Source organism: Parafrankia sp. BMG5.11, assembly GCF_004337455.1.
The window spans coordinates 171,888-187,026 of sequence record NZ_SJXI01000027.1 but is presented as its reverse complement, the minus strand read 5'-3'; the positions used below and the strand labels follow the sequence as shown (position 1 = coordinate 187,026).

The 15,139-nt window shown below is 66.1% G+C and carries 13 protein-coding genes and 1 tRNA gene; 9 read left to right on the top strand and 5 right to left on the bottom strand.

Annotated elements, in window-relative coordinates:
* Positions 1 to 8: 8 nt before the first annotated feature.
* Positions 9 to 1,700: an MFS transporter gene (locus E0504_RS18860; RefSeq protein ID WP_131625277.1), complete on the bottom strand. Its 1,692-nt coding sequence runs from the start codon at positions 1,698 to 1,700 to the stop codon at positions 9 to 11.
* A 73-nt stretch (positions 1,701 to 1,773) separates the two neighbouring features.
* Between E0504_RS18860 and E0504_RS18855 the strand changes: the two genes are divergently transcribed.
* The 3 genes from E0504_RS18855 to rsmD are packed head-to-tail and all read left to right on the top strand — an operon-like array spanning position 1,774 to position 4,261.
* Positions 1,774 to 2,931 carry an aromatic ring-hydroxylating dioxygenase subunit alpha gene (locus tag E0504_RS18855; protein WP_131625276.1) on the top strand — a complete coding sequence of 386 codons (1,158 nt, stop codon included), beginning with the start codon at positions 1,774 to 1,776 and terminating at the stop codon, positions 2,929 to 2,931.
* Between the two features lie 18 nt (positions 2,932 to 2,949).
* Positions 2,950 to 3,705 (top strand): pseudouridine synthase, encoded by a 756-nt coding sequence (locus E0504_RS18850; RefSeq protein ID WP_131625275.1) that lies wholly within the window; start codon positions 2,950 to 2,952, stop codon positions 3,703 to 3,705.
* Between the two features lie 10 nt (positions 3,706 to 3,715).
* Positions 3,716 to 4,261, top strand: coding sequence for a 16S rRNA (guanine(966)-N(2))-methyltransferase RsmD (rsmD, locus tag E0504_RS18845; RefSeq protein ID WP_131625274.1), 546 nt, complete (start codon positions 3,716 to 3,718; stop codon positions 4,259 to 4,261).
* Between the two features lie 55 nt (positions 4,262 to 4,316).
* Here rsmD and E0504_RS18840 read toward each other — a convergent pair whose 3' ends face one another.
* A complete protein-coding gene (locus tag E0504_RS18840; protein ID WP_131625273.1) occupies positions 4,317 to 4,907 on the bottom strand; it encodes a hypothetical protein in 591 nt (196 codons plus the stop codon).
* A gap of 105 nt (positions 4,908 to 5,012) precedes the next feature.
* On the opposite strand from E0504_RS18840, the gene E0504_RS18835 reads away from it, so the two are divergent.
* Positions 5,013 to 7,319 carry an ATP-dependent helicase gene (locus E0504_RS18835; protein ID WP_131625272.1) on the top strand — a complete coding sequence of 769 codons (2,307 nt, stop codon included), beginning with the start codon at positions 5,013 to 5,015 and terminating at the stop codon, positions 7,317 to 7,319.
* Between the two features lie 101 nt (positions 7,320 to 7,420).
* On the opposite strand, the gene E0504_RS18830 is transcribed toward E0504_RS18835, so the two are convergent.
* Together E0504_RS18830 and E0504_RS18825 are read right to left on the bottom strand one after the other, a co-directional pair.
* Positions 7,421 to 8,860 (bottom strand): DEAD/DEAH box helicase, encoded by a 1,440-nt coding sequence (locus E0504_RS18830; RefSeq protein WP_131625682.1) that lies wholly within the window; start codon positions 8,858 to 8,860, stop codon positions 7,421 to 7,423.
* Positions 8,861 to 9,012: 152 nt separating this feature from the next.
* A complete protein-coding gene (locus E0504_RS18825) occupies positions 9,013 to 9,540 on the bottom strand; it encodes a hypothetical protein (protein ID WP_131625271.1) in 528 nt (175 codons plus the stop codon).
* A 112-nt stretch (positions 9,541 to 9,652) separates the two neighbouring features.
* Between E0504_RS18825 and E0504_RS18820 the strand changes: the two genes are divergently transcribed.
* Positions 9,653 to 11,101: an FAD-binding oxidoreductase gene (locus tag E0504_RS18820; RefSeq protein ID WP_131625270.1), complete on the top strand. Its 1,449-nt coding sequence runs from the start codon at positions 9,653 to 9,655 to the stop codon at positions 11,099 to 11,101.
* Between the two features lie 62 nt (positions 11,102 to 11,163).
* Complete coding sequence (locus E0504_RS18815) at positions 11,164 to 11,958, top strand: SapC family protein (RefSeq protein WP_131625269.1); 795 nt, start codon at positions 11,164 to 11,166, stop codon at positions 11,956 to 11,958.
* A 177-nt stretch (positions 11,959 to 12,135) separates the two neighbouring features.
* Here the strand turns inward: E0504_RS18815 and E0504_RS18810 are convergent, their stop codons facing one another.
* Complete coding sequence (locus E0504_RS18810; protein WP_207974472.1) at positions 12,136 to 13,170, bottom strand: N-formylglutamate amidohydrolase; 1,035 nt, start codon at positions 13,168 to 13,170, stop codon at positions 12,136 to 12,138.
* Between E0504_RS18810 and cpdR the strand changes: the two genes are divergently transcribed.
* The 3 genes from cpdR (at position 13,169) to E0504_RS18795 (ending at position 15,055) form a co-directional block, all read left to right on the top strand.
* On the top strand, positions 13,169 to 13,558 hold the full coding sequence (cpdR, locus tag E0504_RS18805; protein ID WP_131625268.1) for a cell cycle two-component system response regulator CpdR: 390 nt from the start codon (positions 13,169 to 13,171) through the stop codon (positions 13,556 to 13,558). The genes E0504_RS18810 and cpdR overlap by 2 nt on opposite strands.
* Before the next feature lie 69 nt (positions 13,559 to 13,627).
* Positions 13,628 to 13,702, top strand: a tRNA-Val gene (locus E0504_RS18800).
* A 126-nt stretch (positions 13,703 to 13,828) separates the two neighbouring features.
* On the top strand, positions 13,829 to 15,055 hold the full coding sequence (locus E0504_RS18795) for an NADP-dependent isocitrate dehydrogenase (RefSeq protein ID WP_131625680.1): 1,227 nt from the start codon (positions 13,829 to 13,831) through the stop codon (positions 15,053 to 15,055).
* The last annotated feature ends 84 nt before the right edge of the window (positions 15,056 to 15,139 follow it).

Here is a 15,139-nt window from a genome sequence, read left to right as displayed (position 1 = left end):
GCAATCGGTCAGGCCGGCTCTGGCGCGACCACCCCGGCCTGAGCCGTGCGGCTCTGCCGGTACCATTCCGCGAGGCACAGGACGACGGCGATGCCGCCGATGGCGGTGGTGAACAGGAAGACATTGTAATAGCCCCGCTCCTCGATCGCCTGACCGAGTGCGCCGCGCCCCAGGGTCCCGACCAGCAATGTCAGTGACGACAACAGCGCGTACTGCACCGCGCTATATCCCTTTGCGACGATCGACGAGAGCCACGCGACATAGGCGGCCCCGGCGATGCCGACGGCGAGGTTCTCGGCGCCGATCGCGAGCATCAATTTGGCCATTTCAGGCCTTGCGCCGAAGCTCTGCACCAGGTTGGTGAACCCGACTGCATCGGCGAACGCCTGCATCGTGATGCCTCCCCGGGCAAGGTCGGCGTAAAGCAGGTTGGTGAGCGCGGCCAGCACCGCCCCCAGGGTCAACGTCGCCATGCGGCCGATGGCGGTGAGCAGCGTTCCGCCGATCGCGAGGCCGAGCACGATGGCCCCCACTCCGAAGAACTTGGAGGCGACCGCGACCTCGTCATTGGAGTACTTCAGTTCGCCCAGGTAAAACGGATAGGCGAAGGTGCCCCAGATCGCGTCGCAGATGCGGTAGGTCAGCACCAGCGCCAGGATCAGGACCAGCGACCAGCCCAGCCGGCCGACGAATTCCACCAGCGGCAGCACCAGCGCACGATAGAGATGGTCGGCCACCACCGCTCCGCCGGTGGCGACCGGCACGTCTTCCTGCAACAGCAAGGCCGGATTGCGCTGCTTGCCCACCAGCCAACCGGCGATCAGGGCGGGCAGCACGATGGTGGCGATGACGATCAGCGGACCTGCGGTGGCCGTAAAAGCGGTGGGATCTGGCCGCTCGTCGGGTGCGGCGGTCATCGACATGACCATGAACACGATCACCGTCAGCAGCGCCGCGCCCCACAGCGCCCCGATCGCCAGCAGCGCCTGCATCCGCACTTTGGGGGAAAGCTGTCCGGCGCGGCGCAGTTCGAGCATCGCGTCCTGCTGCTCGGCGGTCGGCGCGACGACGTCGGCATCAGGTGCAAACAGCCCGACCACGCCGATCGCCAGCAGGATCCCGCCCATCAGCAGGTACGTCTGCGGCCAGCCGATCCGCGCCGCCAGGATCAGCGCCAGCGCCCCGCCCACCAGCGAAGACAGGCGGAAACCCATCTGGTAGACGGTCGAGAGGATATCGAGCGTCGCGTCCTCGTCGGCGATGTCGATGCGCCACGCGTTGATCGCGATGTCCTGCGTCGCGCTGGCGAACGCGCCGATCGCGGCCAGCAGGCTGAACATGCCGAGCGCACTGCCCGGATCGAGCGCGCTCATGATCACCAGCACCGCGCCCAGCACCAATTGGGCCGGCACGATCCACTGCTTGCGCTTGCCCAGCTTGCGGAACAGCGGAATGTCGATCCGGTCCACCAGCGGCGACCAGAGGAACTGGAAGGCGTAGGCCAGCCCGATCAGGCTGAACACGCCCATCGTTTCAAGATCGACCTCGGCCTCGGTCAGCCAGGCGTAAAGGGTGCCCAGGAACAGCGCGAAGGGGAGCCCGCTGGCAAACCCGAACAGCGCCATGAAACCGGTCTTGCGATGGCGCATCGCGCGCATCAGCGTGCGAAACCCCGGCTTCTTCGCTGCGGCTGCGGCCATTCCCTAGCGTCCTTCCCGAATACCCAATTCCGTGCGACACTTAGCGCTGGGACAAGAATAAGGAAGCTTCGCCATGAACGAGGCCATAATCGCGCCGGGGAAAAGACCGACTGCCGGGCAGCTTGCGCTGGCCGAAGCACTGGCACGCGGCGAGACGCGCCCCGCGGGGGGCATCACCACGGTGCCCGCCTCCGTCTACACCGATCCTGAGCATTTCGCGCGCGAGAAGGCCGCGCTGTTCGACCGTCTGCCGCAAGTGCTGATGCCCAGTGCGCTGGTCCCCGATCCGGGAATGGCGGTGCCGCACGATCTCACTGGCAAGCCGCTGCTGGTGACCCGCGACAAGGCGGGCGTCTGCCATGTGTTCCTGAACGTCTGCCGCCATCGCGGCACGCGACTGGTGGAAGGCAACGAAGCGGAGTGTGCCGCGCGGCTGGTATGCCCGTATCACGCGTGGACCTATCGCCTCGACGGCGCGCTCCTCGCCCTGCCCCGCCCCGACAGCTTCCCCGGCCTCGACAAGGGCGTCTTTCACCTCGTCGAGTTGCCGAGCTGCGAGGCGGGCGGGCTTATCTGGTATTCACCAGTCGAGGAGGCGGATTTCACCCTCGCCCGCACGCTGGGCGACGACATGGACGCCTTCGGCGCCGCGGATCATTTCCTGTTTCGCCGCAAGACTCACGAGGTGCGCGGCAACTGGAAGCTGATCATGGACGCGTTCCTGGAAAGCTATCATGTCACCCGGCTGCACGCGAAGACCATCGGCCCGTTCTTCAAGGACGGCGTGACCGCCGGCGATCTCATCGGCTGCCATGCCCGCAGCGCGGTCGGCCGGGTGGACGAGCTGGGCGACATTGACCTCACCGACATGGCCGCGCTGCGGCGGCGGGTGACTTTCGCCTATCAGCTGCTCCCGGCAACGGTCATCATCCCCAGTCCCGACTACATCAACGTGATGGCCTTGTGGCCGACTGCGCACGATCACACTCTGGTGGAAGACTTCATGCTGATCCCGGAGGAGCCGCACAGCGACAAGGCGCGCGATCACTGGGAGCGCAGCTGGGCCCTCCTCGATGGCGGGGTGTTTGCATCCGAAGATTTTCGCGCGGCCGAGCTGGGCCAACAAGGACTGTCGACCGGCGTGGTGCCGGAACTGACGCTCGGTACGCTCGAAGGGGGCATCCGCCGGTTTCATGACACGGTGAGCGAGGCGTTGCGCGCGGCGAACTGAGCGCCTAGTCGCGCGGACATGCCACAAAGCTCTGACCGACCCGAAGGCGAACGCATCGCCAAGCTGCTCGCGCGCGCCGGAGTCGCCAGCCGGCGCGAAGTGGAGCGAATGATTGCCGAAGGCCGGGTGGCCATCGGCGGCAAGGTGCTCGATACCCCGGCGACGATCATCCCCAACCTGCAGGATGTCACCGTCGACGGCAAGGCGGTTGAGCGGGCGGAACCGGCCCGCGTGTTTGCCTTTCACAAGCCATCCGGCCTGCTTACTGCCGAGCGCGATCCCAAGGGCCGCCCGACGATCTACACCGCGCTACGCAACGCGCTGCCGCGCAACGCACCCCGGGTGATGCCGGTCGGCCGGCTGGACATGAACACCGAAGGGCTGCTGCTGTTGACCAACGACGGCGCGCTCAAGCGGTCGCTTGAGCTGCCCTCCTCTAACGTTCCGCGCACCTACCGCGTGCGCGCGTTCGGCGACATCACGCAGAGCCGGCTCGATGACCTGATCGAGGGGATCGAGATCGAAGGCGTGCGCTATGGCAAGATCGAGGCCGACCTTGAGCGCGGCGCGGGGCGCAATCGCTGGATCGTGATGACGCTGACCGAAGGCAAGAACCGCGAGGTTCGCCGCGTGCTGGAACATCTCGGCCTACAGGTCAGCCGGTTGCTTCGCGTCGGGTATGGCCCCTTCAACCTGGGCGATCTGCCGCGCGGCGCGGTGGCGGAAATCCCGCAGGTCGAAGTGGAGCGGCTGCGCAAGAGCCTGAAGGCATGAGGCCGACGCGATGAGAATTGTCGCGGGCGAATGGCGTGGCCGCAAGCTGATCGCTCCCAAGGGAGAAGCCACCCGGCCGACCGCCGACCGGACCCGCGAAACGCTGTTCAACATGCTCACCAGCAGGATCGGCCCTTTTGACGGGCTGACGGTCGCCGACCTGTTCGCGGGGTGCGGCGCTCTGGGACTGGAGGCTTTGTCTCGCGGTGCACGATCATCGCTGTTTGTCGAGCAGGACCCCGCCGCAGTCGATGCGATCCGCGCCAACATCGCGGCGCTGGGTGCAAGGGAGCGCAGCGAGGTGCGGCGCGGTTCGGTGATGGAGCTCGCCCCGGTCCAGGCGCCGTACGACCTGATGCTGCTCGACCCGCCATACGGCACCGGGGCCGCGGGTGTAGCGCTCGACCGGCTGGCGCGGCTCGGCTGGTTCGGACCCGCCACCTGGATCGCGGCGGAGACCGGGGCCGACGAACAACTCATCGTGAAGGGTCTGTCGACGCAGGTTGAGCGCAAGGTCGGCAAAGCACGGCTCTGGCTCCTGCGCGCCGAAGGTTGACACGCAAAGGGCACCTCCCGTCACGGAAGGTGCCCTTCTCTCGACCGACGATGGGTCAGTTCTGCTTTTTCGGACCCGGTATCTCGCTGGCGGGTCGACCAGGCCACCGGTTGAGCGGGCGGTTGCCGTAATTGAGCCCTGCTTCGCGCGGATTGATGCACTGATCCTGCACGGTGCCGCGGCACGGGGGGTAGGTGCCGCCGTTGGTTGCGGCAGGCACGCTCTGCGTCACTTCCCCGCTCACGAACCGGGGGCCGCCAGTGCTCGCGCCCATGGCGGCGGTGGTCGCGGTCTGCGCGGTGGTCGAGGCATTGGCCGACGGCGTGCCCGCCATCTGCCCCTCGATCGAGGTCCACGCAGCGGTGCGCTGCTCTGGCGTCATCGCATAGACGCGAGCGCGCTGGTCGTCGGTCAGGGCCCACCAGCCGGTCTGCTGTGCCGGGGTCAGCGTCCAGAAATAGGTCTGATAGGTGCTCGGCCACGCGGTATAGGTCGTCTGCCGATCCGGCGGCCATGCGTCATAGGTGGACTGCTGGGTCGTGGTCATGGTGTAGACATTGCCGCTGGCGTCCACCGACATGTCTTGTGCCAACGCCGGCATTGCAAAGACCAACGCGGCAGCGCCGGCGAGCATCAACTTGTTCATCGGATCTCTCCTCAACAATTGTGAACTCGCTACGCTCACCCTCGGCACTCGGTTCCGCCCCGCCCCTTGCGTGGCACACCCATGTTCCCTAGCTGTTCGCGATAGATGGATGCCGACCCCGCCCTTCCCGCCGCCCCTGACGCTGGCGAAGTTCCCGCGTATGCGCAGGGACTTAACGTCCCGCAGCAACAGGCGGTGCTGACCACGGAAGGTCCGGTGCTGATGCTGGCCGGCGCGGGCACCGGCAAGACGGCGGCGCTCACCGCGCGTTTGGCTCACCTCGTCGCAACCCGCCGCGCCTGGCCGAGCGAGATCCTTTGCGTCACCTTCACCAACAAGGCCGCGCGCGAGATGCGGGAACGGGTCGGCCGCCATATCGGCGAGGCGGTTGAGGGAATGCCGTGGCTCGGCACCTTCCACTCGATCGGCGCCAAGATGCTGCGCCGCCATGCCGAGTTGGTCGGCCTGCAATCGAACTACACGATCATCGACACGGACGATCAGATCCGTCTGCTCAAGACGCTGATCACCGAAAACGGTCTTGACGAGAAGCGCTGGCCCGCGCGCCAGCTTGCCGGCCTGATCGACCGGTGGAAGAACCGCGGGCTGAACCCCGCCGATCTGGATGCGGTGGAGAACGAAGCGTACGCCAACGGGCGCGGGCAGGAGTTCTATGGCCTGTATCAGGCGCGGCTGAAGGCGCTGAACGCATGCGATTTCGGCGACCTGCTGTTGCACATCCTCAACGTGTTCCGCAGCCACCGCGAGGTGCTCCAGCAGTATCAGCAGCGCTTCAAGTACATCCTGGTCGACGAGTACCAGGACACCAACCAGGTCCAGTACCTGTGGCTCCGCCTGCTGGCGCAGGAGCGCAAGAACATCTGCGTGGTGGGGGACGACGACCAGTCGATCTATTCCTGGCGCGGCGCGGAAGTGGCCAATATCCTGAAGTTCGAAAAGGACTTCCCCGGGGCGGCGGTGATCAAGCTGGAGCAGAATTATCGCTCCACCCCGCACATCCTGGCCGCCGCATCCGGCCTGATCAACGCCAATAGCGACCGCCTGGGCAAGACGCTGTGGACCGAAATCCCTGCGGGCGAGAAGGTCCGCGTCATCGGCGTGTGGGACGGTCCCGAGGAAGCCCGCCGCATCGGCGAGGAGATCGAGCGGCTGGAGCGCGAGGGCGCAGGGCTAGACCAAGTCGCGATCCTGGTCCGTGCCCAGTACCAGACGCGCGAGTTCGAAGACCGGTTCATCCAGATCGGGATGAACTACCGCATCATCGGCGGTTTCCGGTTCTACGAGCGGGCGGAAATTCGCGATGCGCTCGCATACCTGCGGGTGATCGCCAGCCCAGCCGATGATCTGGCGTTCGAACGGATCTACAACCAGCCCAAGCGCGGTCTGGGTGCCAAGACGCTTGAACTGATGCACCGCCACGCCCGCGCGACCGGCCTGCCGCTCGCCGCCGCGTCGCTCCAACTGGCGGACTCGGACGAATTGCCCGCCCGTGCGCGCGGCACCATCGCGAACCTGATGGGGCAATTCCTCCGCTGGCGCGAGATGGCCGAGAGCATTCCGCCGGCCGAATTGATCCGCGCCGTGCTGGCCGACAGCGGTTACGACGCGATGCTGCAGGCGGAAAAGAGCGCCGAAGCCGCCGGTCGGGCCGAGAACCTGTCCGAACTTTCCCGCGCGATGGAGGAATACGACACACTAGGCGATTTCCTCGAGCATGTAGCGCTGGTGATGGACAACGAACGCGCCGATGATGGGGAAAAGGTCACCATCATGACCATCCACGCGGCCAAGGGGCTGGAGTTCGACCACCTGTTCCTGCCTGGCTGGGAAGAGGGAGTGTTCCCGTCGCAGCGCGCGCTGGATGAAGGCGGGCTCGCCAGCCTCGAGGAAGAACGGCGCCTCGCCTATGTGGCAATCACTCGCGCGCGCCGTCGGTGCACGATCATCCACGCTGCCAACCGCCGCATCTACGGGCAGTGGACCAGTTCAATCCCGAGTCGCTTTGTCGGCGAACTACCGGCCGACCAGATCACCGAGGAGACCACCCTCACCGGCGGAGCCTCACTCTGGCGCGCGCAAATGAGTGAGCACGACGATCCGTTCGCTCACGTCGCGCGGGCGCAGCCTGCCCGCACGCTGACCCGCGGCCCGGGTTGGCAGCGGGCGCTGACCACCGGCTACGACGCCACGCCGCACCGTGTCAGGGAAAATACCCGCAGCGCCGCCAGCTTTGCCGCCAAGCCGCGCAGCGATGTCGCGGTCGGACAGCGGGTGTTCCACGACAAGTTCGGCTATGGTGAAGTGGTCGATCAGGAAGGCAACAAGCTGGAGATCGAATTCGAGGCCGCAGGGCGCAAGCGGGTGATCGACAGCTTCGTCACCGTAGCCTGACGCCTAACGGCGGGGTCTTCATGCGTGGGTGCTGCTCTCGTCCGAAGGCAATCGCCAACAAGGTGTGGGGTACTTCAGAAAGTCAGGCGGCGTAGCGCAACCTACAGTGCCGAATGTTCGAGGAAACTCGGCACCGGCCCGTTCCACTCGCCCGGCTTGGACGGCGTGTCGTCCCGTTCGTCCCGGCGGGGGCGCTCGTCCTGGCGGGGGCGCTCATCCCGGTGGGCGCGGTCGTCACTGCGAGGCCGCTCGGCCTGCTCGTCGCGCGCGCGCGCCGGACGCTCTTCGCGGCCGCGGCGAGGACGGTCCTCCCGCCCGCGGTCGGCAGCTTCGCGCCGGGGACGCTCTGCGCGACCCTCAGGCTCGGACACTTCAGCAGCGGCTGCGGGGGCGGTGACCGCTGGTGCAACGAGTTCGACCCGGAGGTCTTTCTTCCCGAACACCGCGATCGGCGCCTGGGTCAGCTTTTCGACATTGCCGATCGCTTCGGCATCTTCCTCCGAGACGAAGGTGAACGCCCTGCCCTTGGCCCCGGCGCGGCCGGTGCGGCCGATGCGGTGCACATAGTCATCCGGGTGCCACGGCGTGTCGAAGTTGAATACGTGGCTCACGCCCTTGATATCGAGCCCGCGGGCCGCGACGTCGGAGGCGACGAGGATGTTGACCTCGCCATTCTTGAACCGGTCGAGTTCCTTGATCCGGCTCGACTGGTCCATGTCGCCGTGGATCTCGCTCGAGCGGAAGCCGTGGCTCTGCAGGCTCTTGTTGATCTCGCGCACCGTGGTCTTGCGGTTGGCGAAGATGATCGCGGTGTCGACCAGGTCATTGCGGAGCAGCCAGCGCAGCGTGTCACGCTTGTCGCGCGCCTTCACCGGCACCTTGAACGCGGTGATGTTCTCGTTGCTGCTGGCCGCGCGATTGACCTCGATCCGCTTGGGATTGGTGAGGAACTTCTTCGCCAGCTTCTCGATCGGCGGCGGCATGGTGGCCGAAAACAGCATCGTCTGCCGGGTTTCGGGCAGCTTGGAGCAGATGAACTCGATGTCGGGGATGAACCCCATGTCGAGCATCCGGTCAGCCTCGTCGATCACCAGCAGCTCGCAACCGTTGAGCATGATCTTGCCGCGCTCGAACAGGTCCATCAGCCGGCCCGGCGTGGCGATCAGCACATCGACGCCATCGGACAGCGCCTTGATCTGATCGCCCATCTGCACGCCGCCAATCAGCAGCGCCATCTTGAGGTCGTGGTTGGTGCCGTACTTGATGAAGTTCTCGGCCACCTGTGCGGCGAGTTCGCGGGTGGGTTCGAGGATCAGGCTGCGGGGCATCAGCGCGCGGCGGCGGCCATGGCTGAGGATGTCGATCATCGGCAGCACGAAGCTGGCGGTCTTGCCGGTCCCGGTCTGGGCGATGCCGATGATGTCCTTCATCATCAGCACCGGCGGGATCGCCTGCGCCTGAATAGGCGTCGGCTCGGTGTAGCCGGCGGTTTCCACCGCCTGGAGAAGTTCGGGTGATAGGCCGAGGTCGGCGAAGGTCATGCAGTCTCGATTGAAAGAGGGTTCGGCAGGGCGGCGCGCGCCGTTCATGACGAAGGGCGCGCCGCCCGCCACGATCCGCGTCACGCAGTGCGCGCGGCGGCGGTGAAAGTCAAGGTTCCGCCACCCCCCCGGTCATGGCCGTTCGCATCGGCTCAGTCGTCTTTGGCAACCAGCTGTCGTAAGCGGCTCACCTCGCAATTTGCGCCAGCGCGCGAATGGAGCCGGTCGCGGTCCACGCACAGCATGCCGTCCCGGGTTCGTTCCAGGTAGAAGCCAGCATAGAAATCACGCGCGCTGCACGCTTTTTCCAACGTGGCCGAAACCAGCCGTCGATCGCGCATGAACAGCAGCAGCCTGCCGCTGGAATCGGGCTGAACCGCCGCGATGCCGCTGACGGGGACGCACTTGCCCATCTTGCGCTCGCTGAGCCGCGGGACAGCGGCAGGGGCGGTTTCGGCGGCGATGCTCTGACGAATCCGCGGTCCGGGCGGTGAAATCCGGACGATGACCCGCTGCTCGATCCGCACCTGCCCGGCAGCCGGTTCATCGGCCGGGCTGACCGCGCGTATCGGCTCGCGGGCCTGGGGCGCGGCGGGCACGGCGTCGCCGGCAGCCCCGCCCACCGTCATGGTGGGCACCAGCAGCGCGATCGGCGCGAAAAAGGTCAGCAACAGGTTCATCAGGTGATGTTCGATGCGGTCCCTAGCTCACGCGGTTGAATAGCGGCTTAATCTTACCGCTGCCCGGTGCAACTCTCGCCTTGCCCGCCAATCCTGTGCCATAGGCGCAGCCATGCAAGATCGTGGACCTTTCCTGGAGGCGGCAGCGGCTATTCTTGGCCAGCGCGGACTGACGTACGACCCTGAACTGATGCAGCCTTGGCTGACCGACTGGCGGGGCCGGTTCACCGGGCAAGCGCTGGCAATGGCTTCGCCCGCCTCGACCGCCGAGGTGGCGGCGCTGGTCAGATTGTGCGCCGAGCACCGCGTGCCGATCGTCCCGCAGGGCGGGAACAGCGGCATGTCTGGCGGCGCGACCCCTGATGGAAGCGGCAGCGCCCTACTCCTGTCGCTCCGCCGGATGGACCGCATCCGCATGTTCGCCCCGGCCGCGCGGGAGGCGGTGTGCGAAGCGGGCGTGGTGCTGCAGACTTTGCACAGCGCGGCCGAGGCGCAGAACCTGCGCTTTCCCCTCACCCTGGGCGGCAAGGGTTCTGCCACCGTGGGGGGCCTCGTCTCGACTAACGCCGGCGGCACGCAAGTGCTGCGCCACGGGTCGATGCGCGCGCAGGTTATGGGGATCGAGGCGGTGCTGGCCGATGGCAGCGTGTTCTCCGCCCTCACTCCGCTCAAGAAGGATAACCGCGGATTTGATCTGAAGCAGTTGCTCATCGGGTCGGAGGGGACGCTGGGGATCGTCACGGCAGCCACCTTGCGGCTGGTACCGGCGCTCGCGGCGCGTGCGGTGTTGTGGGTCGGGGTCCCCACTCTGGCTGCCGCGCGCGAGCTGCTGTTGTTCTGCGAAGAAAACGCAGGCGACGCGCTCGAAGGCTTCGAGGTGCTGGCGCAGGATACCCTGGAGGATGTGCTGGCGTACCTCCCCGGCGCGCGCGCTCCTCTGTCAGGCGCCCATGGCTGGCATGCCCTGATCGAACTGGCCGCCGATCACGCCGCCGCTGACGACCTTCCCGACCGGGCGGAATCCCTGCTGTCCCGGGCGTTCGAGCTTGGCCGGGTGGAAGACGCCACCATCGCTGCGAGCGAAACGCAGGCCGAGGCGTTCTGGGCGATTCGCGAGGCCATCGCCCCTGCCGAGCGCGCGCGCGGTCCGGCGGTGCAGCACGACCTTTCGGTTCCCGTGGACCGGATGCCCGGCTTCGTCGCCGATGCGGTGGACCAAGTCGAACGGGCGTGGCCGGGTACGCACGCGGTCGCGTTCGGCCATCTGGGTGATGGCAACGTTCACTTTCATGTGATCGCCCCGCCCGGGGTCGACGCCGGCGAGTGGCAGGCTGGACCGGGCAAGGCGATCAGCCGCCAGGTCCATGACCTGGTCACCCGATGGGAGGGTTCGATCAGCGCCGAACACGGCATCGGACAGCTAAAGCGGGATGAACTGAGCCGCCTGGGCGATCCGGTCGCGCTATCGGTCCTGCGCTCGGTCAAGCAGGCGCTCGACCCCTTGGGATTGCTCAATCCGGGCAAGCTGGTCCCGCTTGCGCCAGCCGGCCACAATCCGTAAAGCGCCCGCTTTCTTGCGCGGGGCCGGGATCTGCCGCCGCACTTAATCTTCGGAGACCTGATATGGCCAGCGCGCCGCAGCCGACCCTGCCGTTGTTCTACCAAGACCTCATGCCGCTCAACAGCCGCGATCATGGCAAGTACAAGATCAACCCGCCGCAAGGGTTGAAGTGGATGCGCGATCAGCACGCCATCCCGTTGACGGCTGACGAATTCATCCAGGCGCAGCGCAACTTCCCGATCGTGTTCAGTTCCGGCGAAGGTAGCGTGCCGCTGGCTCTGCTTGGGCTGAACGAAGGCGTGAACACCTTCTTCAACGATGACGGAATGCTGGAAGAGGACGTGTACATCCCGGCCTATGCTCGCCGGTATCCGTACCTGCTGGCCCGGCTGACGCCCGATGCGCAGGAGCTGTCGCTGTGCTTCGATCCGACTGCAGAGGCGATCGGCGAATTCGACGAAGGCCGGCCGCTGTTTGATGACGAGGGCAAGCCGACCGAGTCCGTGGAAGGCGCGCTCAAATTCTGCGAGCAGTTCGAAGAGGCGGGCGCCCGCACTCAGGCGTTCGTGGCGGAGCTGGTCAAGGCCGATCTGCTGATGGACGGCGAAGTCGCCATCACGCGCAACGAGACGCCGGACCAGCCCTACATCTACCGCGGCTTCAAGATGGTGAATGAGGAAAAGCTGCGCGAACTCGACGCGGAGACCGCCAAGCAGTGGACTTCGAACGGGATCATGGCGCTGATTTTCGCCCACCTGTTCTCGATGGACCTGATGCGCGTGGTCTTCGCGCGGCAGGTATCGCAAGGAAAGATCCAGGCGATCGAAGGTCAGCTGGAGACTCCGGCCGCCTCTTGATCGATCGCGGATAGGCGGGCGCCGGGGCGGGGTTGAAACCCCTTTGCTGCGCGCCTATTTCGCTCTTGCCCGGTTCGCGCTTCCCTCATGGCCGGATCGGGTTGGTGCACCGATGTGCACCTCCTCCCTGAACCTTGGCCACCTCGTGCGTTTGCACGAGGTGGTTTTTTCATGGGCCTACTCGGCTGCGAGTGGCGTCGTCCTGGCGCCGCCCAGGTTCGCGACTTCGCCGGCCAGCGCCCGGACCAGTCCGGCAACCGTGCGGATCACCGCGCTGGCTCGCACGCTCGTTTCAGCGAACCGCGCGTCGAGATAGCTCGACCGGCATATCTCCAATTGCAGCGCGTGGATGCCGCGCGCTGGTGCAGCGTGGCGGTCGAGCACGTAGCCGCCAGCGTATGGCCGGTTGTGCGCGGCGACCCGGCTCTGCGCCTCCAGGAAGGTGAAAGCCGTGCTCACCAGTCCGCGGTCGCAGCTCGCGCCGAACCGATCACCGATGACGAATTCGGGCGCCGGTTGTCTGCCTCCCGGAGAACCGAGCGGCGGCATCGAATGCAGATCGATCAGCAACGCCGCGCCCCACTGATCCCGCAGCCGCTCCAGCGCCCGCGCCAACGCAGCGTGATACGGTGCGTGGATCAACGCGATGCGTGCATCGAACTCATCGCGCGGCATGGTCCCGCGCCAGATCTCCCCCAGCCCAGCCAGGCGGCGCGGCACCACTCCAAGTCCGCTGCGCGCGCGGCGATTGGCTAGTGAGTGCCGTGCGCCCCCGGCATTGCCGCCGGCGATCATCGACCAGTCCATGTCATCGGGCGCCCGATTAAGGTCGACCATTGCCCGCGGTGCCTGCGCGACGAGCAGCGCAGCCCCGGTCGCCTCCGCGATACCCCGGGCTAGCGAATCGACGTGCCGGTCCTCCAGTCGCAAGGCCGCATCGGCGGGATGGCGCATCCGGGCAGTCAGCGCTGCGGGATAGACGCGTCCGGCGTGGGGCGCCGCTATTAGCACCGGGATCGGAGCGCCGATCGGCTGGCGTAACTCGAACGCGGGAAGATCGGTTCCGGGGATCGTGCCCCCTCCCTTGCCCTCGCCCGGATATCCCTCGCTCGCCATGGGCCTTGAGGTAATGCCGTCGGCGCGTGTGTCAAAGCAGGCCGCCAGCTTCGGCGCGAAAGATTTCTTAAGCGCCATGGGGTAAGACGCGCGCATGAACGAGCTTCCCCAGACCCGAATCCTCCTCGCCGAAGACGAGGAGGCGATGCGCACGTACCTGTCGCGCGCGCTTGAGAAAGCAGGCTATTCGGTGGTCGCGGTGGACCGCGGGACCGAAGCCCTGCCGCTGCTGGAGGCGGAGCATTTCGACCTGCTGCTGTCGGACATCGTCATGCCCGAAATGGACGGGATCGAGCTTGCCCAGCGGTGCAACGAGGTCAGCCCGGCGACGAAGGTGATGTTCATCACCGGTTTCGCCGCGGTGACGCTGAAGGCCAGCCGGGAACAGCCGCGCGCGAAAGTGCTGTCCAAGCCCTTCCATCTCAAGGATCTGGTGCTCGAGGTCGACCGGGTATTTCGGACCGAAGAAGCCGCCCGCCTCTGACCCCCTTGCAGCGGCGCGCAGCCGCCGCTACATGGCCGCCTCGCCACGCAGTTGGCGGCACGATGGTGCGGGCGTATAGCTCAGTGGTAGAGCACTATGTTGACATCGTAGGGGTCGCAAGTTCAATCCTTGCTACGCCCACCATCGAACCTTCGAGAGGCGTCGCGAAAGCGGCGCCTTTCGCGTTTCCGGGCTGCCCTTGCACCCTGCCGGTGCCCTGCTAAAGCCCGCGCAACCTCCCGATACAGCATGACCGACAGCAGGACCGATATGGCAAAGATCAAGGTAGTGAACCCCGTCGTCGAGATGGACGGCGATGAGATGACCCGCATCATCTGGCAATGGATCCGCGAGCGGTTGATCCTGCCCTATCTCGATATCGACCTGAAGTACTACGACCTCTCGGTCGAGAAGCGCGACGAGACGAACGACCAGATCACGGTCGATTCCGCCGAAGCGACCAAGAAGTACGGCGTCGCGGTCAAATGCGCGACGATCACGCCAGACGAGGCGCGAGTCGAGGAATTCAACCTCAAGTCGATGTGGAAAAGCCCCAACGGCACTATCCGCAACATCCTGGGCGGCACGATCTTCCGCGAACCGATCGTCATCCAGAACGTCCCCCGGCTGATCCCGGGGTGGACTGACCCTATCGTGGTCGGCCGCCATGCGTTCGGCGATCAGTACCGCGCGACCGACTTCGTCGTGCCCGGACCCGGCAAGCTGCGCCTGGTATTCGAGGGTGACGATGGCGAAGTGATCGACCGCGAGGTGTTCAACTTCGCAGGCGGCGGCGTCGCGATGGCGATGTACAACCTCGACGATTCGATCCGCGACTTTGCCCGCGCCAGCTTCAACTATGGCCTCAACCTCGGCTGGCCGGTGTACCTCAGCACCAAGAACACCATCCTGAAAGCGTATGACGGCCGCTTCAAGGACCTGTTCCAGGAAGTGTTCGACAGCGAAGGCTTCGCCGAGAAGTTCAAGGCTGCCGGCATCGTCTACGAACACCGCCTGATCGACGACATGGTCGCCTCCGCGCTCAAGTGGTCGGGCAAGTTCGTGTGGGCGTGCAAGAACTACGACGGCGACGTACAGTCGGACCAGGTGGCGCAGGGCTTCGGCAGCCTCGGCCTGATGACCTCGGTTCTCCTGACCCCGGACGGCAAGACGGTGGAAGCCGAAGCCGCGCACGGCACCGTTACCCGCCACTACCGCCAGCACCAGCAGGGCAAGGCGACCAGCACCAACCCGATCGCCAGCATCTTCGCCTGGACCCGCGGCCTCTATTATCGCGGCAAGTTCGACGGCACCCCCGAGGTGCAGAAGTTCGCCGAGACGCTGGAGCGGGTGTGCATCGACACCGTCGAGAGCGGCAAGATGACCAAGGACCTGGCCCTTCTCATCGGCCCCGAACAGGCATGGATGACCACCGAGCAGTTCTTCGAAGCGATCGTCGAGAACCTTGAAAAGGAAATGGCCGCCCAGGCGGGGTGAAACCATCGCGTCGCTCGGCCATTGATCGAGCGATGTGATTCCTGATGCAAACCTAGGGACCGGGTCGGCTGCAGCTGGGCCCGG